Origin of the sequence: Sphingobacterium sp. B16(2022) (genome assembly GCF_012030425.1) — a bacterium.
In the GTDB taxonomy this organism is placed as follows: domain Bacteria; phylum Bacteroidota; class Bacteroidia; order Sphingobacteriales; family Sphingobacteriaceae; genus Sphingobacterium; species Sphingobacterium anhuiense.
Genome location: NZ_JAAUVN010000003.1, coordinates 665679 through 691247 on the forward strand (window position 1 = coordinate 665679; position 25569 = coordinate 691247).

General features: G+C 38.0%; 19 protein-coding genes. 11 read left to right on the forward strand and 8 right to left on the reverse strand.

Going from position 1 to position 25569, the window contains the following annotated elements; translation table 11 throughout:
- Positions 1–741: 741 nt before the first annotated feature.
- From HCX49_RS17165 to HCX49_RS17190, 6 genes are all read left to right on the forward strand, one after another.
- Positions 742–1398, forward strand: coding sequence for a hypothetical protein (locus tag HCX49_RS17165; RefSeq protein ID WP_168127733.1), 657 nt, complete (start codon positions 742–744; stop codon positions 1396–1398).
- Between the two features lie 202 nt (positions 1399–1600).
- Positions 1601–2569 carry a hypothetical protein gene (locus tag HCX49_RS17170; protein ID WP_132769689.1) on the forward strand — a complete coding sequence of 323 codons (969 nt, stop codon included), beginning with the start codon at positions 1601–1603 and terminating at the stop codon, positions 2567–2569.
- A gap of 22 nt (positions 2570–2591) precedes the next feature.
- On the forward strand, positions 2592–3203 hold the full coding sequence (locus HCX49_RS17175) for a hypothetical protein (protein WP_132769691.1): 612 nt from the start codon (positions 2592–2594) through the stop codon (positions 3201–3203).
- A 43-nt stretch (positions 3204–3246) separates the two neighbouring features.
- On the forward strand, positions 3247–5235 hold the full coding sequence (locus HCX49_RS17180; protein WP_168127734.1) for a sensor histidine kinase: 1989 nt from the start codon (positions 3247–3249) through the stop codon (positions 5233–5235).
- Between the two features lies 1 nt (position 5236).
- Positions 5237–5848 (forward strand): response regulator transcription factor, encoded by a 612-nt coding sequence (locus HCX49_RS17185; RefSeq protein WP_168127735.1) that lies wholly within the window; start codon positions 5237–5239, stop codon positions 5846–5848.
- Positions 5849–6402: 554 nt separating this feature from the next.
- Positions 6403–7620: an enolase C-terminal domain-like protein gene (locus tag HCX49_RS17190; RefSeq protein WP_206368571.1), complete on the forward strand. Its 1218-nt coding sequence runs from the start codon at positions 6403–6405 to the stop codon at positions 7618–7620.
- A 362-nt stretch (positions 7621–7982) separates the two neighbouring features.
- On the opposite strand, the gene HCX49_RS17195 is transcribed toward HCX49_RS17190, so the two are convergent.
- Both HCX49_RS17195 and HCX49_RS17200 read right to left on the reverse strand, forming a co-directional pair.
- Positions 7983–8231 (reverse strand): hypothetical protein, encoded by a 249-nt coding sequence (locus HCX49_RS17195; protein ID WP_021190102.1) that lies wholly within the window; start codon positions 8229–8231, stop codon positions 7983–7985.
- Between the two features lie 305 nt (positions 8232–8536).
- Positions 8537–9775 carry a phage integrase SAM-like domain-containing protein gene (locus HCX49_RS17200; RefSeq protein WP_168127736.1) on the reverse strand — a complete coding sequence of 413 codons (1239 nt, stop codon included), beginning with the start codon at positions 9773–9775 and terminating at the stop codon, positions 8537–8539.
- 579 nt (positions 9776–10354) lie between these two features.
- Here HCX49_RS17200 and HCX49_RS17205 point away from each other — a divergent pair.
- From HCX49_RS17205 to HCX49_RS17215, 3 genes are all read left to right on the forward strand, one after another.
- On the forward strand, positions 10355–10738 hold the full coding sequence (locus HCX49_RS17205; RefSeq protein ID WP_132769701.1) for a response regulator: 384 nt from the start codon (positions 10355–10357) through the stop codon (positions 10736–10738).
- A 53-nt stretch (positions 10739–10791) separates the two neighbouring features.
- Positions 10792–11229, forward strand: coding sequence for a hypothetical protein (locus HCX49_RS17210; RefSeq protein WP_168127737.1), 438 nt, complete (start codon positions 10792–10794; stop codon positions 11227–11229).
- Between the two features lie 89 nt (positions 11230–11318).
- Complete coding sequence (locus HCX49_RS17215) at positions 11319–12500, forward strand: hypothetical protein (RefSeq protein WP_168127738.1); 1182 nt, start codon at positions 11319–11321, stop codon at positions 12498–12500.
- Positions 12501–12590: 90 nt separating this feature from the next.
- On the opposite strand, the gene HCX49_RS17220 is transcribed toward HCX49_RS17215, so the two are convergent.
- Entirely contained in the window at positions 12591–13688 is a 1098-nt protein-coding gene (locus HCX49_RS17220) for a PAS domain-containing sensor histidine kinase (protein WP_168127739.1), read from the reverse strand.
- 464 nt (positions 13689–14152) lie between these two features.
- Here HCX49_RS17220 and gldL point away from each other — a divergent pair, with 464 nt between their 5' ends.
- On the forward strand, positions 14153–14965 hold the full coding sequence (gene gldL, locus HCX49_RS17225) for a gliding motility protein GldL (RefSeq protein ID WP_132769708.1): 813 nt from the start codon (positions 14153–14155) through the stop codon (positions 14963–14965).
- Between the two features lie 30 nt (positions 14966–14995).
- Positions 14996–16528 carry a gliding motility protein GldM gene (gene gldM / locus HCX49_RS17230; RefSeq protein WP_132769710.1) on the forward strand — a complete coding sequence of 511 codons (1533 nt, stop codon included), beginning with the start codon at positions 14996–14998 and terminating at the stop codon, positions 16526–16528.
- 196 nt (positions 16529–16724) lie between these two features.
- Here the strand turns inward: gldM and HCX49_RS17235 are convergent, their stop codons facing one another.
- The 5 genes from HCX49_RS17235 to HCX49_RS17255 form a co-directional block, all read right to left on the reverse strand.
- On the reverse strand, positions 16725–18488 hold the full coding sequence (locus tag HCX49_RS17235; protein WP_237682836.1) for a DUF4859 domain-containing protein: 1764 nt from the start codon (positions 18486–18488) through the stop codon (positions 16725–16727).
- Positions 18489–18577: 89 nt separating this feature from the next.
- A complete protein-coding gene (locus tag HCX49_RS17240; protein ID WP_168127741.1) occupies positions 18578–19546 on the reverse strand; it encodes a hypothetical protein in 969 nt (322 codons plus the stop codon).
- A 41-nt stretch (positions 19547–19587) separates the two neighbouring features.
- Positions 19588–20730, reverse strand: a complete 1143-nt coding sequence (locus tag HCX49_RS17245; protein WP_168127742.1) for a DUF4859 domain-containing protein — start codon at positions 20728–20730, stop codon at positions 19588–19590.
- Between the two features lie 22 nt (positions 20731–20752).
- The gene (locus tag HCX49_RS17250) at positions 20753–22225 is read right to left on the reverse strand and encodes a RagB/SusD family nutrient uptake outer membrane protein (protein WP_168127743.1); all 1473 of its coding nucleotides are present in this window, start codon (positions 22223–22225) and stop codon (positions 20753–20755) included.
- Positions 22226–22236: 11 nt separating this feature from the next.
- Entirely contained in the window at positions 22237–25404 is a 3168-nt protein-coding gene (locus HCX49_RS17255; RefSeq protein ID WP_168127744.1) for a SusC/RagA family TonB-linked outer membrane protein, read from the reverse strand.
- Positions 25405–25569: the final 165 nt, after the last annotated feature.

Here is a 25569-nt window from a genome sequence, read left to right on the forward strand (position 1 = left end):
AAACAACATTAATGCTTTATTATCTCAAATAAAATTTGTCCAGCTTTTATATTGATAGATGTTTTTTGCCCTTGTTTTGTTTTATTCTTACAGTAGATATACGAGCTATTCTCCGCATCATGTAAAGTGATACTGATCATGAAGAATTTTAATAATTAATGATACAAATTGAAAATGTACTGAAACAAATACGTTATAATGATTTTTATAGTTTGATATATCTTTCAAAAAATACGATAAGCCTGTAAAAGGCATATCCCATCGTAGTTAAGAAAACCCTCATATAGACTCAGATGTGCTTTGATCATTGGAGTGGGTATGCTTCTGCTTGTATTGCTAGCTCATTTCGTTTTGCGATGTGTGGATAAACCGATCAGGAAGCGGTTGAGTCAGGGTAAAAATAATCGCATAAGAATTATTGGTTAGTTAATTAAAAATAAACCAAATATGAAAAGAGACTTTTAGATGTACATCTTACCAATATCGAAGGTCTTGGTTTTACAAACTGGAGAAAACTGATGCCCGAATTGAAGAAATTGGGTGTGCAGACATCGACTCACGCATGGGGATCTTTAGTCAAGACATACTAATTAAAATATTTTAAAGTTTTTTAAAGACCTCCAAGCTTTATGGAAATAATTCTAGCAAACGATATCCCATATTGAAAATCCTTGTTTTCGTGGATTGACCAGTAATCACACAGACATTAAATTTGTTAGAGTAAAAGATAAAAACGCACGTATGAAGAAACTGGTGGTTATTTTATATCGAGGATGCCTATTGATGTTAGGACTATGTTTACATCTAAGCTGTGGCAAAGACACAGGTAATGACAGGGATGCGGGTCAAAATGATTTCATCAGCGCCATGCAAGACGAAGCTTACTTGGGCGATGCCAAATCCACCCTGCAGGTTGGGGGAAGCGATGCTTTACCCTCGCTCTCCGGTACTTCTTCCCTAAATGTTGATAAAATATATGGAGATAGTGTTACGGTAGCAGTGATCGTTAATTTACCTAAGGGCGATGGCTTTACACTCGGCATACCCGGAAAACAGCAAGGAAAGAATTGGAATGCCACCTTTAAAGGTGGCAAATTTTCCATCAAAGAAAACGGTAAAATGGAAGGTAAAGTTTCCGATGGTAACAAGGAATTTACCTGGGATGGGTATCTTTCTAACGACAGTGCTATTCTAACCATTCGCATGAAATATCTGATTGCAGACGGCAATATACCAGCTTCTTCGATTCTGACGACAAAAATGACTTTAAACAGGGCTCAAAGCGACACACAGGATAATATGACTAACTGCAATAATGTGTTATGGGAGACACGACCGGTATTCAACTTATATAATGGAGGAGTTGATTTAATCCGGGTGCCTATATGCCACTCCTAAATAAATAAGTAAAGCTGAAACCATCATGATTTATTCAAATCAAGTAAAACGAGTTCATGAATATCACTAAAAAAAGAATTGTGCATGAATAATCACATATGGAAATGAGTAAATCTTGGTAGCTATATCACAACTGAAGCCACTGAAGGCAGCATGAATGCCTTGAAGAGAAAATCGACTAATGAATAAAAAAAATAAAAGGATGAAAAAGACAAATTTATTACTGATAGTGGTATATCTGGTGCTGCTAACTGCCTGTTCAAAGGATAATAACGGGCCAGATGGTGGTGACAATGGCTACCCGTCCGCGTTAAAAGGAACAATATATTACGACTGGGCAACCGAGGGAATCCTCAAAGTGAGTTTACCCGATGCGGTGGGATCCACCTTTATTCCCGATAACTCCAAACTCAACAACTTCGACATTTCAAGAGATGGCAGATACAAACTTACGGTCGTGAGTGAGCAAACGTTGGGCAAATACCCCATACGCTTTACCCTAAGTGACATAACGAACGGCAGCATAGTTGAGGAATTTGTATACCAGAGCCCGGGACTGAATGCGTACTGTAAGGGATATCTTTCGCCCGACAATAGTCATATTGTTGTGCTTTCGAACGATAAGGCAGACGGTATCACGATTCTAAAACGAAATGGCGACTTCGTGGTCCGTATCTACAACATCAACGGGGAGGAGCTGGGTTTTAATGACCAGCGTTTATGGCTGCCAGGCAACGCGCTTTTGATAACGCATAACAACTATATCATACGCTTGGCCCCACCCTATACATCCGGAACTTTGCTGAAAGAGATGAAATATGACGACTGGGGCGACGTGGCAGTCAATCCCGCAGGCAACCAACTCGCTGTGCGCATTGCAAACCATGTGTATACCATGGATATGGATGGGACAAACCTGAAAAAGGTGACCACCAGCAATTTTAAAGAATCCGTACCCGAGTTTTCGCCCGATGGAAAACACCTACTCGTAGGCACTGAATACAGGCAGACCGGACCCTTTGGCTGGATGTGGTCGCTAAAGATTATCCCCAATGATGGCAAAGAGTATAATGTGGATCCAATTGCGCCAAACACAACCGGTGTCATACCCGTGGTCCTAAAAGGCAAAGACAGGATTGAAACGGCAGGTGGACAGATGATCTGGCGCTAATGTATAACGTAATGAGAAAACGATGAAAACGATACATTCAACATTGCTTCTGGCATTTATGTTATTGCTAACAGGCTGTGCAAAAGAGAATAATGAACAGGAGGCAAACCAAAATTTCAACGAGATCTTTGGAGGCACCCCGTTTAAAGGCACGGCCACAGGCATACGTTCCCAAAATGGGGCTAATGATTATACCTGGAAAGGTGAAGGTCGGATTGCATTGATTGAAGCCACGGCAGACTCCGTATCGATGGTATTTATGGCCGATTTTGGTGATCTGGGAGAAATGAATTTTAAAGTGCGTGGCAAATACGATCGCTCTACATACCGAATGGACACAACAGATCCAAGCATTTTCTTTCGCATTATCGACGAAAACATCACGGGTGCGATCAAGAATACGCAGCAAGAGATGTCATTCGAAGGATCCCTAAAAAAGGAAACGGCTAGCATGACCATGCGCGTGAATTTTAAAGCAGAAAATGGTCCCTTCCCTAGCGGATCGTCGCTCAAACTCACTTTTGATACGCGCCGGACGATCGCTGATGACGACAACGGTGACGGGTGCGAGATGCGCCTGGTACCGATATGGAGCCCATCAGGAGTAACAATGGGTATGGTTCCAGATTGTTAATATGATGATTAATCTGTAATTTCAAAAAACGATCAATTAAATAATGTACAAAATCCTGTTACTTTTTGCGTATTTCTTACTTTCCATTGGTAATACATCTGCACAGTCACCAGAGCAATTGACGCAATATAGCGATAGTTTGTACAGGCAGTTGCAGCAGATCGAAGACACCGAAGAAAAAGCATTGGCATTGTTGGATCTGAGCTTCTTTTGGTCCGATTACAATACAGAAAAAGCATTACACTACGTTTCCGCTAGCAGAAAATTGCTGGGTGATAAAGCCAATACGGACTATTACCAAGGACTGCTGAGTTTCTATCTCGGAGCTATCCAGTTTGACGTCGATCTTGCGCAAGCAAAGAAACTCTACATGCAGGCCGAAAACTTCCTCAAGGGTGATATACCCACGAAAAGCAAAATTTCTGCGACACGTTACCGAGCCCGTTTGTGGGGAAGCTATGGCGCACTTTTACAACGTGAAGGAAAAGCTCACGAGTATGTGCAGGTGCTGATCGACAAAGTTATTCCCATGGCCAAGAGCATTAAAGACTCTACCCTTTGGGGCAATAATCTTCAGAATGTCGCTATGGCTTTGATGAATCTACAGGAATACAGTAAAGCCGAGCAATATTACAACAATGCCTTGACCTTACTGCACGACAGGAATGCTGCGGCCGAGCAACGCTTTACTCTCTTTGTTAATGCAGCACGCAACGCGTTGCTCAATAATAAATATACACATTCAAGAATCTTTTTAGACAGTGCTTCCCATACCTCAAAATCAGTATCAGCTTCTTCCTACCTCCCAACCTATTACAGCGTAGAAGGAAGCTATTGGGAAAAACAACGAGATTTCGACCTTGCCCATATTTATTTCGAAAAAGCACTGGTGGGCGCAAAAGAGCAGCATAACAGCGATATGGTTGCCTCTATACTATTCAGCCAATCCGCGGCATTTCAAACAGCAAACAAGCCAGCATCAGCGATGAAGAAACTGCGTGAAGTGCTACCCTACATCGAAAAAAATCCTTCGTTGAAGAATAAAGAAATGGTTTATTATAATCTAGCAACTACTGCGGTACAGCTAGGAGCCTATCAGGAGGCTGTAAAATGGTTTGAAAAACATAAAATTGTACTCGATACCCTTCTTGCAGATAAAGGCACGGCGCTCACGCTGGAACTGGAAAAGAAATATCAGACCAGTGAGAAAGAAAATGAACTCCTCCGCGTAAAAGCAGCCCATCAACAGCAACAGCTTAAAATGCAGCGCACACGCCTGTTTGCCGGCATTTTCCTGCTCACATCAATTATACTAGGCATGCTCAGTCTCATTTGGTACATATCGTCCAGAAACAGAAAAAAACTAGCGTCACAACGGGAAAAACTTAACCTCTTCAATGCCATGGTTCAAGGACAAGAGCGAGAACGCAACCGTATAGCACGCGATCTACATGACGGTCTAGGTGGTATGCTAGCCAGCGTAAAGCTCAAATTGTCAGCTGTTGCAAATAGAGAGGCGAAAGTACAGCCACAAACAGATTCAGCAATGGATTTATATACAATTATCAATCAAATGGACGATTCGGTGAATGAACTTCGACGAATAGCCCGAAATATGATGCCCGAGTCTTTATTGTACATGGGACTGGAGTTATCCCTACGCGATCTATGCAATGCGATGAATCAACCGCAGCTAAAGATAGATTTTCAAGCCACTAACTTGCAGTCAGATTACCCCCAGTCTTTTCTGATTGCTGTATATCGTATCGTGCAGGAACTGCTCACCAATGCGTTAAAACACAGCGGTGCAACCCAGATCTGGGTGCAATGTTCGGAGGCTGATCATTATTTTTATATCACCGTTGAAGATAACGGCAAGGGATTTGATCCGTCTATGCAGGACTCCAAACAGGGAGGAATAGGATTATCTAATATCCGTAACCGAGTAGATATTTTAAATGGCCGCTTAGAAATTGATGCTGCCATAGGTAAAGGCGCATCTTTTCACATTCAATTTGAACTAATCAAATAATATGATTTCAGTAATTATCATCGATGATCATCCACTCGTACTCAATGGCTTCGAGTTTATCTTGAAAAACACTTCGACAATCAAACTACGCGGTTCATTTAACAGCGCGGAAGACGCTTTCGAATTTTTAGCAGCCGAAGCCGTAGATGTGGTTCTTATGGACATCAATATGCCCGAGATGAATGGTATCGATGCAACAGAAATCATCAAAAAAAAATATCCAGAGACCCAGATCATTGCGATCAGCAACCACAACGAAGAAAGCATCGCATTACGTATGTTAAAAGCCGGAGCAATGGGATATCTGCTAAAAAATGTATCTACCGACGAATTGATCGAAGGAATAAAGGCTGTGGTAAGGGGCGAGCAGGTGCTAAGCAAGGAGATGAGCTTTATCTTAAGCAATAAGAAAGACCACATACCATCCGTTAGCCAACGCGAGCGCGAGGTGCTCAAGCTGATGGCCCAGGGGCATACTACAGCAAAAATCGGCGAACAGATGTTCATCAGTCCATTAACAGTCGAGAGCCATCGCCGAAATTTGCTACAGAAATTTGGGGTAGTCAATACAGCCTCCTTAATTCATAAAGCCACAGAGATGAAGTTCATCTAGATAACAGCAGTTTTAGATGATTGGGATGTACAGATGATGTTTTCCTGTAAAAAGATATAGAGTAATTTCTCATGACCGAAGGGGTCATGGAAGATCCCACCAAACCTGTAAGGGAAATGATATGGACACTTACACAGCAGTAAAAAAGCTAGCTTCTTTAGGTTTAATATATTAAGACCATTAACAAATTTGAATTATTTCTGACTTTATCAATACTCCTCCCAGAATACATTAATGAAAAATCATATATGTCTTTTAAATAATAATGATACGATTTGGAAATCGATTGAAACAAATGTGCTATAATGATTTTTATATTTTGATGTAACTTTCAAAAAATACGATGATACTTTAATTCAATCGTTTATCGTATTAAAAAGAACTGATAAACTTAAATGGTTCTGGTCATTGCTTGAGGTATGGTACTGCTTTTATTGCTAGCCCATTTCGTTTTGCGATGTCTCGATGAAGCAATCAGGAAGCGGTTGAGTGAGGGTAAAAATAATCGTATAAGAATTATTGGTTAGTTAATTAAAATCAAAAATAAACCAAATATGAAAAGAAGAACATTTTTACAGGCTTTAAACGTAGGCATGGCTTCTGCAACACTGTATAATGGAACAGGACATGCCATGACGCTGACCTCTCTCCTAGACAATAAATCGCAGGATAAAGAATTGTCCTATCATCGGATCCAGGAAATCAAATATTCCACTGTTCAGATGAAATATCCCCGACTTGTCGGAAAAAATGCACGCCTTGACCTCCATGGATATGGCCCCAATGTCGAGATCTGCTGTATTACAACAGACAAAGGCGCGATGGGATGGGCCTCACTCCGCGGATCAAGAAGAGATGCAGAGCAGATCGCAAAAGAACTACTGGGTAAAAAAGTATCCGAGATTTTTGCATCTGATATCGGAACTTTAGAAGCTAGACATATCCCTTTTGACATGGCTCTCCATGATCTCGCGGGTATTATACTGCAGAAACCGGTTTATCACCTACTTGGTCGAAAAACACCGTATCTAACCGATTACTATAGTGGTATGATCTACTTTGATGATCTCGAGCCCTCGGAAAAGCCTGCAGGTATCGACCGTATACTCGAAGAATGTCGGTATGATTACGAAGTAGGATATCGACAGTTTAAACTCAAAATCGGTAGAGGTTATAAATGGATGCCCTATAAAGAAGGCCTACAGCGTGATATCGATGTTACCAATGCCGTCGCAAAAGCTTTTCCAGATTGCGGTATTTTAGTGGATGGCAACAACGGTTTCTCCGTTGACCAATTCATCCAGTATCTCGAAGGAATTCCTTCAGTAAAGCTATTCTGGATCGAAGAACCCTTCCATGAAACCGTTGCTGATTATCAAAAGTTGAGAAGTTATATAAAAAAAACAGGCAGAATTACCTTATTGGCAGATGGTGAAGCCGATCCGGATCCAAAGCTTTTACAAGAGCTTTTTGAAAAGAAACTTTTAGATGTACATCTTACCGATATCGAAGGTCTCGGTTTTACAAACTGGAGAAAGCTGATGCCCGAATTGAAGAAATTGGGTGTGCAGGCATCGCCTCACGCATGGGGATCTTTACTTAAGACATACTATACGGCACATCTCACAGGCGGACTAGGTAACACGGTCACTATTGAAGGAGTAACGAGCACGTCAGATGATGTTGATCTTTCGGGATATAAGATAAAAAATGGTCAATTGGTTCCTCCCTCTACTGCGGGTTTTGGCATGCCTCTCCTGAAAAAGATTTAAGAAAAATGGTGATGACTTTTAAATACATAAGTGATCTTTCCCTGTAACGATCCCCCTCATCACCGTAATGTGGGGGATAATAGTTTTATCTCTAATGTAAGATAATAGTACAGCCGATTTGCACATGAGATCAATATGGACAGAGCTGTATATATGCCTATACTTCTAAAACAGAATAGGATGATATAGGAACAAATTGAAAACATCACGATTCGTTGACAATTTAAAAGAATATAACAATAACATAAGATGTGAACTAGCTTTAATTCCCTTAGAATATACAAATAAAAAAGCCGATAGGATTTCTCCTAATCGGCTCTCATATTAAATAAGTATATTTTTCGTTTTTTTGCTTCTCAATCCTAATCTGGCAAAGTAACCTTTCCTATAAAAGGGTATTCCTCTACGGTATCAATTGCTTCCGAAATCTGGTAGCACAGCTGATAGGTATCCTGAAGGTTTTCCGAAAATTGAAAAAACTGATCTTTTTTTACTTTTTCAAAGATCCAGATCGGATCCAAAGGATTTGAATTGTACTTCGTAATAATTGCAGTATATCCATTTTTTTGAGCTTCTACAAGTCTCTCTTTTGTAATATTTGCTAATTCCATATTAAACTAATGTACAAAAAATAATTTTAAGCATTTTACCAAAAGTGGACAAAAAACACTTAAAAATCACCAAAATCATCGGTTTACATCCAAAAAAGCATCTTTTTAGGCTAAAAAAAATAAAATTCCCAATGTAACAAAAGGTCCAACCTACTAACCAACTCACCTTCTAGCTTTCTAACCTTGCAATTACTAAATACTGCTATCTATATACTACAATCCAAATACTATGAAGTAACAAGTGACCAGTAACGGAGTCACACAAAGTTTAACCAGCTCACCATCTAACTTTCTAACCTAAACACTTATGCGACTAAAAATTTATCTTTATATGATTTTTCAAAATATTGCCCTAAAGACCGAGTTCTTTCGGTGTCAATTGTAGAAATATACCTATGAAACATCTGTTCAGTCGTATGTCCGGTAGCTTCCATCAACAAAGAAGTCGGGATCTTACCGTAAAAATTTGAAGCGAAGCTTCTACGTCCGATATGGCTGGCAATAGCTTCCCATTTTTGCACGAGCATTTCAATTGATCTAAATCCCAATCTTTTCCGGACCTTAACAAGATTGTTTATCCCCACCAGTTTAACCACCTCTTTAATCTGGCAGTTGTATTTATGGGCGGAAAGTTTTTCAGGAAAAATATTAGCATTTTGAGCCAAAATATTCAATGCGGCGGGGTGTAAAGGCAATAAAATCTCCTTTTGCGTCTTTTGTTGCACAAAGGACATACACGGTTTTCCATGTATAATTTCCATATTCTCCATATTGAAATTCATAAAATCAGAAACACGCTGACCGGTATAACAACTGATAATAAGCCAATCTTTTGCTGCCTTCAGATCTTCCGGGACCTCAGTTCTATTGATCCTAATTAATTCATCCTCATTCAGCGTGACAAATAAGTTTGATTTCTTCTCCCTCGGAAGTTCAAGTTCATAAACATACGTACGAACACCTCTCTTTTCCAGAAAATTAAGAATAGTCCTAACAAAATAGATGGTGCGATGAATGGTACTTTTATTATATGCTTCAAAATCTCCAAATTCTAGAAATTCTTTTACAAAAGAAGCATTAACCTCGGGCAAAAGAAGATGCCTCTTTCGATTACCTTCAAAACGTTCAAGCAAATGTAGAAAAACCATATAACGTTTTGATGTAGAGGAAGAAATTAAATGCAATCGGCTATTTATGTAGGACTCTATATGCTCTAACAAACTATCTTTTGGATAGCCAATTTTTGAGCTTGAGCTATATTTCTTTATAATCTGCTGCAACCTATTTGGAGAAAGTTGCATCGTATTTTTAATATTTTCTAAATATTCAGCTATAGCAATTTTCAGATTGTCCAGCTTATTATTCAATTTTTTAAATTTCTTTAAATAGATGTTTTTAGGTCTTTGCTTCTCCTCATCCCACATGGACGGACATATTTTTAGTGGAGTCTTCAGTAGATGTTCTTTCTGAAACTCATCAAAAATTCTAATAAAAATCGTGGCTGTTGGGTTGGGCGTCTGCAGGGTAAAATCAAAATTAATCATTGAACTATATCGTTATTTATCTGTGAATAAAGATAATACCATATTCCCAGAAGTCCAATTCAGACTACATTCACCTTATTCAAAGGTACTAATTTTTTCCTAGTAAAATAATAAATACTGTATTTTTTTCTTAGGTAATGGAAAATTATACAATCCCCGCTAAATACTCAAATTTTAGAAATTAAACTTCCTCTAATACATAGCTCCAAAATATGATAAAAAATATTTCTACCTGAAAACCAAGTGATTATACCTAAATAACAGTCTGAATTGGACTATTAATTTGCTCCATTTTAGATATTGTTAATAACCTAAAGCGCACCAACGATGAACGAGAAAAGATTACAAAAAGAACTATATGTAGCTCCAAAAATAGAATGGATATTAATTGAAATGGAAAGTTGCTTCAGCTTTTGTCTAGAAAAATTATCCTACGAGGATAAAGCCGAAATAAAGAGTTCGTTAGTAACGAATAAAACAAGAAAGATTGACCAAAAACACAAAAATTAAATAAAATATTGAAATTCAAAACCATAAAACACGACAAACTAAATCCAAGTTTCCATATTGATAAAAATTATGGTTAAAAAAATTAAGATTGCATTTGCGGACGACAGTATCCTGCAGCGCACTATTATAAGAGCCATCGTCGACCAGAACAATATTTTTGATCTGTTATATAATTGCAGCAATGGCCAAGAGCTAGTTGATCAACTGGAAGCTTGTACCGAATTACCTCAAGTATGCATTATTGATCTACATATGCCTTTGATGGATGGGATAGAAACAGCTAACAGGATTAGAGAAAAATTTCCTTCCATTAAGCTATTTGGCTACACGAGCTCAATTAAGGATTCTGAAATAGAGATATTCCATAAAAGCGGAGTACAATTGATATTCAATAAGACCAATTTTAATATTGTGTTACAGGAAATACATCGTTTCTTCACGACAAACAGTTAGTAAGTGATAGAAATAGAACCTTTAAAGAGATAATTTTCTAATCTGAATAAATAATGAATAAAACCTTACGGATATCTTTAGGGATATTTTTCTACCTGATTACACTAGGCATACCAGAAACTAGGGCTCAATCTGTCTCTGCGACTATAAAAATCGATCTCAAGTCTTTTTTATCCATAGCTCTATCCGAAAAGAAGGAGGGAAACCTTAGTGTACAACAGCAAAACTATACTCCATTAGAAATAACTTCTATAGGTCCTTATCAATTGGAGATTAGAAGCAGTAACGATCAGGAGCTGAGCAGTATATCTATTCCAGAAATATCAGATAATTCACTCACAATGATTACAGTTCGACGATGTTCATCCGCAATAGATCAAAATGCTTACTCAACTAACACGATATCCAAAATCGGAGGAACGTTTAACATAGGTATTGTTGAACATAGAGCGGCAGAAAAACCTTTAATTATTTCGGTTACTTCGCTGTGATTTTTTTTGAATAAAACTGACACAACCCTAAGCAAGTCCCCATTCAATTCAACATTTAATGCAAATTTTAAAACACCAAAGATGTAATTATGAAGATTCAAATGGAAAAAGATCAAGAAAAATTACCCAATGTAGCCAATTTCTATAACTTTATAAATAAGCTTTTAAATGCGCTATTTTATGATCAATCCATCATCAACCGGAAGATGCAGGAGGTTGATATTATTCTTAAAAATGAAAACATACAATTAACCGGAAAAGCCTTTTTCACGATAATACATACACTCGGATTAGATCTAGCGCTCATATGTCAACATTATTTTAAAGATATGCCTATTATCCGATTGAAATATCCGGAATATGAAATTAAAAAGCTATCTGATTTATTTTTGAAGACCAATATAAATATTACGGCATCAACACATATAGAAGAATCACCATTAAGCGAAATATTTAATAAAAATTATGACCATCTTCTGGCCTATGAAGTATATGCTTTAGCTATTGCCGTTGGAATAGAAACACCTATTCTTTTTGATTATCTATATGGCAAGAAAAAGAAGAAGCTCATATTGAGATTTGAAATTATTGATCATGGAATAAATAGTAAAGAGAAGGTCAATTCACTACCTGATCACGAAATAATTCCAGTAGACTTACCTGTCCAGAAGTTTATCCGTAAAAAAAACATATCCAGAGAACAAAAAGGACAGCTCTACAGTATCCTTGACTATATGATCAACTATACAGATTTTTTTCTCACAGATCGTACTGCCGTAGAAATTACAAAGGAAATTGAGAATAACTATCAGCATTTTAAACCCCCATTACATATCAATAATTTGATGAATAAATTCGTGGGAAAAGATTTGACCAGGATCAAAATAAATACGATTAAAACAGACGGAGAGATCTCAAAAAAAGAAAAATTCATCTATACCAAAACCTCTAAAAAACATGAGGCAATAAACGAAGTCGTTCGTTATATTAAACCTGAAGATCGGTCACGAGTAGTTAAGTTTACTAATTATAAGAACACCAGATTAAAAAACGATAAAGAAAAAGAAAAGGCAGAAATGGAAGCAATAGATAAATTGTATGACCTTATTGCGAATAACCCTGGTCAACCACTGTCTTTTTATTTAACAATATCGAATATCAAAGTACGTACCCTTGAATTCCAGCTCCAAAAACTGATAGAAGCAGGTAGATTGGAGTATCGCGACAAAACTAAACCCGTTTCCTACTGGCCCGTTAGCAGGAATGACTGAAACCAAATAAACATTATAAACATGCCACCCTATAGCTTTCTAACCTTTTAACTTTCTAACCTTTTAACTTTCTAACCTTCTCACCCTCTCCTAACAATCCTCTACACTTTGCGGAAAAAATAATCGAACAACCGTTCCTTTTCCTATAGCACTTGAAAGGTTGATAGTGCCTCCCATAAATTCCATTAGATCTTTTACCAATGATAATCCAATTCCTGACCCTACTATATGTGAAGAATTGGTACCCCGAACTTCCATGAGTAATACTTTGGTTAATTCATCTTCAGGAATACCAATTCCATTATCCTCAAAAATGTAGACAATACCTTGATCTGTCTCTTCACTATCAATATGCAGATATGCCCCTTTACTATTGGCAAATTTCACAGCATTACCAATCAGGTTAACAAAAATCTGATATACCGCACCACTGTCTGCATTTAAAGAATAGAGATGTCCCAACTGAAATTCGATCTGTCGTTCTGGAAAATTCAGCTTCACTTCATTAATCCATTCTCCGATCCTTTTATCGATCTCGACACAATCAGCCATATTTTTTGAACCACGTACTTTATTGAGCTGCAAAGTCTGGTTGATGATGGATTCAATATTCTGTATGGATTCAGAGAAGTTTTTATACCATCGTTTAGCCACCTGAACAGAAAGATCTTCATTTTTAAGCAGAAAATCATTTCCCATCTTTAAAACAGATAATGGATTTTTCAGATCGTGCGATAAGGTACTGGCCAAACGGTCCAATTTATAACTTAAAGAAAGCTCCTCGCGCTGTCTTTCCATTTTATTATTAGCCAATTTTCTTTCGGTCACATCACTTGCCGTGTGCAATATAGCGTAAGTCTGTCCCTTCTCATCAAGTATCGCTTTATACTCAAAGTCGAAATAACGTTTGATTTTTCTGTCTCCCACCACAATATTGGCGGCGACTTCCGTGGCATTATAAGTAATGCCGGTCTTCCAGACATTTTTAAGAATAGAACAAAACCCTTCCTGTACAAAATTTGGAAAACAGGCGCATAAGGTTCTTCCAATGATGGACTCATCAGCACACCAGATATCCAGCATACCCTGATTAGCATAAGCGATATTCAGATCACCGTTATTATAAATAGCGGTTGCTTGGGGCGAATGGTGTAGCACCGACAAAATATAGGAATCAAAAGCGATCATTGATTGAGGTGAAAAAAGTGAACAAAAAATGCATATATGGTATTCAAAAGAAACTTTTATCGCAACAGCTAGATTTTGTGACATCGCTCAGCCCAGGTTATTTTTTAGTAGCCGAAGCAGCATAAAACCGAATCACATTCACCAATATAGAACGATGGGACAAAATTATATAAATATAATATTAAAAAAACAATAAATAAGCCGCTTTTCTACCTAAATTTCATCACAGCAAGAGATGTGGTTTGATTTTTGTATTTAACAGACGCAATCTTTTCCTACCCATGCATGCACATGTAGCGCTATCTGAATAAGATCGCAAATAATATGCTGTGTGGCTCGAAAAGCAAATAATTTCTTTTGTTATATCATTTTATATCAAAAAAAGTGAAAAATACGTTTTACATAAAAAGATATCAAGAACCAAAATAGTAATCAATTTAAATACATTTATAACAACAAAAACTATGAGTAAGAAAAAAGACAATTCGAAATGGTTAAATGTCGCCATCTCTTGGGGAGCGAGTATTGTCATCATCGGTGTACTGTTCAAGATTCTCCACATCGGCGGTTCCTATGCCAATTACATGATCGGAATCGGATTAGGAGTTGAAGCCTTCTTATTTTTTCTAATGGGTCTCAACCCTCCTGCACCAGAACCAGATTGGAGCCGCGTATATCCAGAATTGGATGAAAACTATACCGGTGAACTACCTACCAGAAGTGCAACTGTCGTGAACACACCTACGGGACCTTCTGCTACTGTAGCTTTGGACAAAATGTTTGCAGATGCTAATATTGACGAAACAAGTATCGGCAATTTAGGAAGAGGATTACGTGATTTCAGCGAGAAAATGTCGGCGATCAATAAAATCTCAGATGTTTCTTTGGCAACAGAAGATTTCACGCAAAAGCTGAAATTGGCAACATCCAAATTCGACAGCATGAGTGTTGCTTTTGAGCAGGCTTCTGCTAATTTGGTACAGATGTCCAATTCATCCGCAGATACTGCCAGCTACCACGAACAGGTGAATAAGCTGACAACAAACCTGCAACAATTGAATGGTATGTACGAGCGTGAACTACAGGATTCGGCTACGCACTTAAAATCGATGAACCAATTTTATGAAAATTTAAGTTATACGATGCAAAACTTCAATGAGTCATTAGATGATTCTAAGGCATTCAAAGAAGAAGTTGGCAAGTTGGCAAAAAACCTAAACGCTTTAAATGCGATCTATGGCAATATGTTGAGTGCAATGAACCAACCGCGTGTTTAATTCATCCATGTATAATCTAAATCAATAAAAATGGCATTAGGAAGAGAGACACCAAGACAGAGAATGATCAGCATTCTTTATCTGGTACTACTTGCATTACTTGCATTGAATGTGCCCGATACGATCTTGGATGCATTTAAAAACATCAACAATAGCCTCGAATCATCTCGCTCAAATGTCAACACTGCCGTACAGCAATTGTTCTCGGCATTTGAAAGCACCAAATTAAAGGAAGAGCCTGCGCGTGCGAAACCGATCTACGATAAAGCTAAAAAAGCACAGGCGATCATCGGAGAACTGAACACCTATATCAGCTCACTAAAAGAAGATTTCACCAAGCAAGGTGGCGGTATTGATCCTGAAAAAGGAGATCTTGTTAAAAGAGAAAACGAAGATATTTCGCCGAATCTGATGATCAATGAGAAAAAAGGAACCGTATTAAAGGATAAGATCAATGAAACAAGAGCTAAGCTCCTTGCTTTATTGACACCTGAAGAACAAAAAAGTGTTTCCTTTTCATTGGAAGCAAAGGATCCTGAAAAATCTGTCAACGGCAAGAAAAGCTGGGAAGAAATCAATTTCGGAAGTGGCACTCCCCTAACAGCAGCGATGACTATTTTGACCAAAATCCAGACCGATGCTCAAAATGCGGAATCGGATATGGTGAAATTAATCTTAGGTAAAATGGATCAGGCAGTTGTTAATCTGGACAAATTTGCCGCAGTGGCTGTTGCACCAACATCGTACTTAGTACAGGGACAACCCTATAAAGCAGAAGTATTTTTAACCGCTTCAGATTCTAAATCACAACCCGCCATCAGTGTCAATGGTTCACCATTACAGATTGTTGATGGAAAAGGAGTGTATAATGTATCGACAAGCAAGGAAGGTATCTTCTCTTGGACCGGAGTTGTGCAGGTGAAACAAACGGATGGTTCGATGAAAGAATATCGTACAGCGACACAGACCTATCAGGTGGCACGCCCTTCGGCAGTTGTATCACCGGACAAGATGAATGTGCTTTACATTGGTGTTGATAACCCATTATCCGTTTCTGCTGCAGGAACACCAACAGATAAGGTAAAAGTTAGCATGACAGGCGGTAGCCTTTCAGGATCAGGCGGTAAGTACAATGCCCGTGTTTCCTCACCAGGTACTGCACGCATTTCTATTAGTGCTGAAGTAGCACCGGGTAAAATGCAGACCTTGAGTACCACGGAATTCCGTGTTAAACGTATTCCAGATCCAATTGCAAAATTTGCAGGAAAAACAGGTGGCAGTATGGCTACCGTGGCGTTGAAAGCACAGAATGCAATCTTTGCGAAACTGGACAACTTTGACTTTGATGCGAACTTTAAGGTGACTAAATTTACAATGATCATTGCCAAGCCACGTGCTGATGCCATTGTATTATCAACTTCTGGCAATCAATTGAGTTCAAGTATGGCATCTGCCTTAAACGGTATCACGCCGGGCACCCGTGTTATCTTTGATAACATTGTCGCTGTAGGTCCGGATGGAACTTCGAGACAATTAAACGCAGTAGCATTGACTGCAAACTAAATTTTATTAGCATAACGAAGAAAGCATTCTCAAATTCGAGAATGCTTTCTTTCTTTTATTATTGTTTAGCCCCATCCAATTAAGAATTACCGCATCACACCAATTTCCGACACCCCTCTGTTGTACTTATCCTTAATGAGCAAATATAATAGGGTTTGCAATAATAAGAAATAGTAAAACATGCTAGAAAAGCTATTTACTGTGCATTGACCTTAAATACAAAAGTCGCTTGTACTGTCTTATTTGTATCATAAGTATAGACCAGCGCTTGACGAATAGTATAAATATTACCTGTAGCCAAAGCAGCAGGAAATTGACCAATCGTAAACGTGAGAGTATTCTCATTAAACTCAGAAAAAAGGACAGAACTAACTCCCCAATTAGTCACGTTTCCCGTCGCACTAAACCAATGACCATATCCATTAGCAGTTGCAGTTGGATTCAAGTTACCGTTAGGTTCAATAGCGTAAAATTTGATTTTTCCATTAGCCATTAAATTTGCAATATCTCCTGGCTGGACAGCAAAAGCTTGTCCTAACTGATTTGCGTTGACAACAACCTGTTCTGTGCCATATTCTGTAGCACTAACTGTTAGATTAACATGCTGATTAAATGTGATATCCTCTGGATCAGCTGTCGTATTTATAAATCCCAGAACATTGGTATTTGTAAATTTAACCTCATATGGCCATTGCTCATCATTAGTTTCAACCTCGTCCCAAGCGTGCGGTTGATAAACACTTGGAGCACCTGTCACGACGAACCACAGCTTCTCACAATTGACTGGTACAGTAAAATTGACATTATTTTGTATCCCCTGTGCCATATTACCATACACGCGTGCACCATTGCTCAATAAAGCGACATAACCATATCGCCAACCTGCTCGGCTCGCATTAACAGTATTAAACCCTTGAGCATTGGCAACACCATTAAAAGCGACAGATACCTGCGTCCCCCCAGCAGGTACAACCAGTGGTATTACATTGTACCCTGTGGTACCTGGACATTGTTCATATGCTACACGCAAACTGCCATTTGGCTGCATGTTAAATTTATACTTATGCTTACCAATATAATTTGCCCCAAGATTTCTGATATTATTTAAATCCCAAGTAACAAAACGCGAGGCAGCTTCATAAATTTCATCATTAAATTGGTTGACATTTATTCCTGTAATACGCATATAAGCTTGTAACGGATCTTCAGGTTCTATTGCCTGTCTCCATATACGTCCCAAAATATCTATCCCATGTTTCTCTGTCCAATAATTATGTATAAAATAACTCGCATAGCGCTGCCATTCATGATGAATATGACGGTGATAATTTTCAGTGTAAACAGTAAAATCATGTGATGAAAACGCTTCTTCTGGATAACTTTGATGAGCTTGCCACTGCGCTGTTTGTTCCCAAAATGCATTACCACCATTACCGCCAAAACCATAGCGAAATCCTGCACCGCCCTTCAGATCCGAGAATACTTGATATTGAAAACTATGTCCAATTTCATGTGCTATCGTAGATCCTACGGGTTTGCACGTAGCTGGATTTATCCATAATGCTCCGATTACATTATCATACCCACTGCCATAAGCCATCCATTCGGTTGTATAATGTAAGAAAATCATCATTTTGTACTGATCCAAATTAGATTTACCTTGATTACGTTCAGCAAACTTCAAGGTATTGATATTGATATCATAATAACTTTCTGCCTTAACCAGCAGGTCATCAATATCAACACGATATACTTCAGGTACCGTACTTGCATTTGGATCATTAGCACCATAACCAGCACCCCAAAAAACAATAAAGTGCTCAGATTCACGACTTCTCGCATATGACCAAGTACTAGCATTATTATCAAAATCCATATCATTAAATTCGATAGGCTTATAGATAGATAATGAATCAGGACCATTTTTTTCTAAAAGCCCCTGCTGCATCGGAGCGATCATATTTTTACTGCAGGATAACATTTGTAACATGCATAAAAAACACAATGACATAAAAAGACTTTTCATAATTTTTTCAATTTATAAATCTATTAAATATGCGTAATTGTTGAAAATTTAAAACGAACGATATACGTACCTGGTAAGTAAAATTTAATTGTAGAAACAGGATTCAAGTTTCTGCCTAAACTATTAGCCGTTCCTACGATACGATAATAGCAAATAGGATCTCCTTCCCAAAATTGTGTCCCTGTATACGTGCCACTTATAATCGGATAGGTTAATCCCGATACATCTGGATATTGATACACTAATGCCGTATCGGTTACCAGCTCCGGATAGTAAGGTGACCAATTTTTAAAAGTTGGACGGTCACCACGTTTTATAATTTCACCTTTTTTGGGATTAAAAGGCACACCATTTTTATCCAACCACATATAAATGATTTTATTCTCTTCTCCTGAAATATGCTGGATATCAATTCTATAATTTGAAACTGGTTGGAAATCAGTTTCAGCACCAAATTCAGAACTTGTACAAGCTTGATAAAATACGGAATCCTTTTTCGCTCCAATAACGCTGAAATCCAAAATATTATTAAAATTTTTCTTTCCAGCAATATTACTTACCTCGACATCGATGCTATACTGTCCCGTGTCAACAAAATTGGTAGCCTGTGTAAATCCCACTCTGCCACCGATCTCGTTGAGCATCAATGGCGGATACTTTGCTTTACCAATTTTAGCATTCAATTGCTGCAGTGTAGTATCCTGCCAAGTGATTTCGGACAAATATGTCGAAATCTCACCCTCCTGCAAAAACTCAGGAGCTAGTTCACCTGTTTTTTTATTACGGACCGCCAACAACTTGACCATTAACGGTGTTGTACTACCATTAGCAATCAATGGATCGGTATAAGTAACAGATCCTTGATTTACTTGTAAATTTGCGACATTATATCGCAGGTTTTCACTTAAAAACCCCTGTTCTTCAACCTTACATCCGGACAACGATAAAAATAGTACCGCGGGAATTAATATCCATAATTTATTCTTTTTCATCCTGTAATCATTTAAAATGATAAAGTATTTTGTTTACAACTTTATTTAATGGTAATCTTAAACACAAAAACAGCTTTCAAATCACCCTTAGATTTATCTTTGTAGATAAGCGCCTGTTTGATCGTATACGTAGTTCCTACTGTCGTTTGCCCTGGAAATTGCAATAAGTTAAAGGTCATGGTCGGAGTTGCCAATTCAGAAACAAGACGAGCATCAGTACCCCATGCAGAAACTTGACCTTGCGCTCCAAACCAGTGCCCTGGAGCATTAGCCGTACTATTAGGATTTAAAGTACCATCAGGTTCAACAGCCGAGTACGTAATATCGTTACCGATCAAAGCCGATATACTGCCCGATTGCAGACCATAAAAACGAGCTAACTTGGGAAGATCCGCAACAACTGTTGTTCCACTATAATCTGTTGCACTATATTTAAAACTAAGATCGTAAGTAAACGTAATTTCAGTATCGGACGTGACGACTTCAGGCCCTGTATTTTTACGTGGTACAAAATCACCTATAAACGTATGTGTATTGGCCAGAACATGCAGTATCGTGCCCGAAGATGTTTTTATACCCGTTGTTTGACAAAGAACCCGTAGATCTGCCATATCATCTTCTTTGACCGTTACGACACCATCTGCACCGATCTGATCAGCTTCACCGCGTACTTTGACATAATATAAATAGTACACTGGTTGATAAGACCATGCCGCTTGCGGTTGTTTTTGCTTATGGTAGTTAAAACCATCTATATGCGCAACATTCGTAATAGAAGTATAATCAAAGGCAGCATTTTGTAACGTATAAGGCGTTCCTGAATAGATATAAGATCGAACTGAATCGATTGGAATATCATTCAAAAATTGATCAAATGTGTATACTGCATTTTCATCGGTATACAGTACAGAGTCCATTTTTATCTTATAGTATCGATTTACAGAATAATTTGACGGTGCCCAAAAAGTTTTAGCATTATCGATTTCACCTTTTAATTTAAAATGATCAATAACCATGAGCAACGTATCAAACATTCCGTTTGGATGTGCAGCCAGATAATCATAAGTAGAAAGATTAACTTCTGCGACATGTACGCCATCATCCTCCAAATAGGAAGCTTTTTTACATGCGTTAAAAGTAGTGCAGAGCAGTATTATACCGAAGAATAAATATAAGATTTTCATTTTTCAAAGTGTTAAGTTTAATTTACATATTTACGCTTCTCCAAAATGGAGTTTGATTAAGCAGTGAATTCGCATTCAACAAACTAGGATCAAATGGCCAATAATATTTTTTAGCATTAAAATGCGATAAGATCATCTGATCAGAAAATTTATAAATATTAAAATTCTTCTTTAGACGGATCATATCGTAAAATCGGTGTCCCTCCAAAAAAAGTTCGCGAGCACGTTCGGCAAATATTTCTTCGATTAAGTTTCCATCCCCATTCCATGCTAATAGACCTGCTTGCGTCCTTATTTCATTCAATATAGTTTGAGCCCTGCTTACATTATTTGTTGCGGCCAATGCTTCTGCGAGCAGCAACTTAATATCAGAATAGCGGAAAACAATAATATTATTTTTAAAAATAGTTCGTGCATTTGCTGTTTCATCCGAATAAGACAGGTTGGCATATTTACTGCAGATTGCATATTCCGTATTCAACTCAAGATCAAACACACTATTTAGGCGTTTATCCTTAACATCGTTAAAAAGTGTTTTGATATGAGTTGGGTCAATATTAAAGATTGGATTGATCAACATTCGATTATAAGGAGCTGCCAAAGTATAAAATCCAATACCTGTATTGCTACTTTCATTTGAGCCATTCTGTGCTACTTCAAAAATACCTTCTGCTGATTTACCTTTATATATGGTTCTATAATTCAGACTATCCCGACCAACAAAAGAATATTTCCCACTTTGCAAGACAGAATCTGCTGCCAGAACACAAGTTGCATAATCACCTTTCCAAGCACTTAAATGTGCTTTAAGAGCATAAGCCACCCCTTTATTGGCCCGTACAGCAAAATCTGTTGCCGCAATATTCTCCCATTTCAATAAAGTAAGTGCCTTATTCAGATCAGTTTCACTTTGTTCTAACACCTCTTTTTCAGTAGCGGCAGGATAGTTTACTGCACTGACAGGCTGAACAGATTCGCGCACAATCGGAACACCCCCCCAGATTCGAGACATGTAGAAGTAAGTAAAAGAGCGCATGAAATAGGCTTCCCCAAGATAATAGTTCCGAACGGCTTCATTGTCAAAAGCACTAGCATCCATTTTTGGCAAGTTTTGAATCACTCGATTCGCCTGATCAATAACCTGATAAAATATTTCATATCTGCGTAAACGATACATTGGATTTCCAGTATCAGAAGATGGAACAGATAAATTCAAATTCATTTTTATAACAGCATCAAAATTTACGTTTGTCGCTGACCTGAATTCATCGGAAGGTAAATCACCATAAGCATAAAAACTAATACCACTTGCATCGTTAAAAGCCTTTCGCAATAAAGCATACATAGCAGCCGTACCAGCATTGGCATCGGATTGGGTTTTCCAGAAGTTTTCATCTGTCGCTGAACTAACAGGTTCAATATCCAAAAATTTGGAACAGCTATAGGTTGTGCATAGCACTGCGGCTAGCATCAAAATTAATATTTTTCTTTTCATAACTTTTGTGATTAAAAGGTTAGATCCAGACCAATTGTCCACTTCTTTGGAATAGGATAACCATTACCTGTAGAATAGCCATTAGGCTGAACAGCTTCAGGATCGGGCACTGACGACCACGATTTTACGGCTATATTGTCCACGACAGTATATACCCGCAGCATGCGCAATTTAAGTCTCTTGATCAAGTTCTGTGGCAAAGTATAACTCAATTGAATATTTTTCAAGCGCACAAAACTTGCATTTTCCACAAAAGTATCATTTGAGATATGCCAGTTATCCACTGAGTTGCGAAATAATGTTGGATACTTACTTTGTCCAGCATTTGGCCTCCAAAAATCATCAATATTGAAATCGCCAGCTATGGCTGAATTTGTTCCCCAAGTGTTATATAGAGATTCGGAACCCGCATCTTGCAGTCGATCTGAGAGATAACCATTCCAAAGTGTTCTGCCAAATACAAAACTGATCAGAGTAGAGAGGCTAAAATTTTTATAAGAAAATTGATTAATAAAACCACCTGTAAAATCTGGATTTGGATTTCCCATGTCGACCTTATCATTATGATCAATAATAAAGTCACCATTCACATCTTTTCGTCTCGGATCGCCAGCCCGATAGTACTGTCCCCTACCAGCATCAAACAATTTATTTCCGGTCAAAGGATCGATGGGTACATCATTATCTGTTGCAAATACCCCATCCACTTGCCAAACTTTAAATGGGTAAATCGGTTGACCAACATTTAAAGCACGCTGCATAAAAATCTGCCCCACATTAATTTCCTTGCCACCATCTGGCAAATTGGTCACAACATTTTTGTTATAAGCCAAATTGAAATTTGTCGTCCATTGAAATGGAGATCCTGGAGCCATATTTCTTGATATGAGCGTTAATTCAACACCACTATTTCTAACACTTATAAAATTATTTGAAATGGTTGAATAACCAGAGGTAACCGGCATGGTCAAATCATAAACCAAATCTTTTGAATCACGCACATAGAAATCAGCTTGAACCGTGACACGATCACGCAAAAGATTCATGTCTAATCCAATATTAAACTGTGGCGATCGCTCCCACTTGATAGTTGCTGAAATCGCGGAGTTTGAATAGTTGGGGTAAGCAACATTCACCCCATTGTACGTAAATTGTGAACCAGAGAGTCCATTATCAAGGACAGAACCAAAATAGTTACTATCAAATGTTAGGTTGGTGTATCGGGCATAAACCGAGCCTGGATCCCGACCTGTCAATCCATAACTTCCCCTAAATTTCAAAAATGATATTGCACCTTTCAATCCTTGAAAAAAAGGTTCCTCAGACAGCACCCAGCCACCCGAAATGGATGGAAAAATACCCCATCTATTATCTTTACTATACCGAGATGATGCATCCATTCGATAACTTGCAGACAACAGATATTTATCTTTAAAATCATAATTAAACCGTCCAAAAAATGAAACTCGGGATCTTTCTTCTATACTTGCGGAACCAAATAAATCAGATCCTGAAGGTATATTGTTTACCGTTTTAATATAATCACTGTTGTCACTACTTCCACTTAAGTATGATTGATTGGAAGTATTCCGTTCAAGACCTGTACCGATCACTGCACTTATATTATGGACATTGTTGATACTTTTTATATAATTAAAGTAAGTCTCCCATTCCCAACGCTTATTTTGATTGACCCAATTTTGGGCTAGATTACGATTGCCGGTGATCAGAGCAGGTCTAAATAAATCGCGCGTATTATTATTGATATTAAAAGAAAACTGTGTCCTTAAGGTCAATCCTTGAAACACGAATTTTTTCATCGTACCAGCAAAATTACCATTCAAATTAAACGAGTTGTCCCGATCCATCAATCCATCATACCTTCCCGTATATATCGATTTCTCCACATCCGTTATTTCATAGAATGAAGACGGAAAACCCCAAGTATTGAACGGGTACTTACTATCATCGCCCGATCCGTGTTTTGCTTTTGTAAAACCAGCAAAAAGATTAGTTTCAAATTGAAAATTATCCGTAGGATTCACTTGCAGCAAAAGCCTAGGTGTCAAATTTTCGTTTTCAAAACCCATCATGACCCCTTCCTCGTAGTAACGTTGCGCAGAAAATCGGTACAAAAATTTTTCCATTGAAGCACCAATACTCACATTTACATTGTTGATATTAGCAGATTGTAAGAATAGGCCTTGCCAATCGGTATTGTTATTGAAAGAAGGATTTAAACTATCGGTCAACATCTGGCTGATAGTCCCATTATTGAACCAATTATAGTTTCCACTTTGATACAGTAATGCAGATTTCAATCTGCGCTCGGCAGCTCCTACTGTGATCGGTTTCATCGACGGACGACCAGAAACACCATTATAAGCCGAAATTCGTATTTCGGGTTTTCCAGTAGCTGGTCGTTTTGTTTTGATGATAATGACACCATTCGCAGCCCGCGCCCCATATATAGAAGAGGCAGAAGCATCTTTTAATACATCCACAGATTCAATATCATTAGGATTGATTGCCTGGAGCGGACTTGAATTCCCATAAGCAGCTTGGATATCACTGACATCATAAATAATATTGTCTATGACATACAAAGGAGCTTGCATGGCATTGTCTGCAAGACCTAAATTACTTGATCCGCGAATATTTACAATATTATTCGTTCCTGGTTCGCCCGATGTACTGAGGACTGTCAATCCAGCAACACGACCTTGTAACATGCCATCAAAAGTTGCATAGGGTGTATTTTCAAAATCTTTCCCCTTTACCGTAGCAATTGCACCGGTTGTTTTTCGACGTTGTATATCCTGATAGCCCATGATGACAACTTCATCCAGTCCAGTACCATCTTCCTTCATGATTACACTGAGGTTATTGTCTCCAGAAATTAGCTCCTTCTCCTGCTTGAGAAAACCAACATAACTAAACACCAGCGTGGTCTTAGTTGATTTGAGCTTGATCGAAAATTTTCCATCGGCATCAGTTTTAGTCGCGTTTCCCATGCCCTTTTCTGAGACACTGAGATCAGCCAATGCCTCACCCTTTGCATCTTTGACGACTCCAGAAACAGTTTTTTGCTGCTGCGCATAAAGCTGACTACTGAGCAAAAACAGAAAAATTAAAATACCGTACAGGATTTTTTTTTGAGGGTGTTCATGCATATTCATAATTTATTAATAAAGGTATAATTGAGTTCAAATTAAAAAAATAGAAAACCTGTATATCAGAAGGTTAATTCAATTGGTCAATTTATAATCGTACACTAATATAGTAGACAGAGGAACGGCTAGTATCGGCATGTAATTGATTAGTTACAAACCCTGTGACACAAA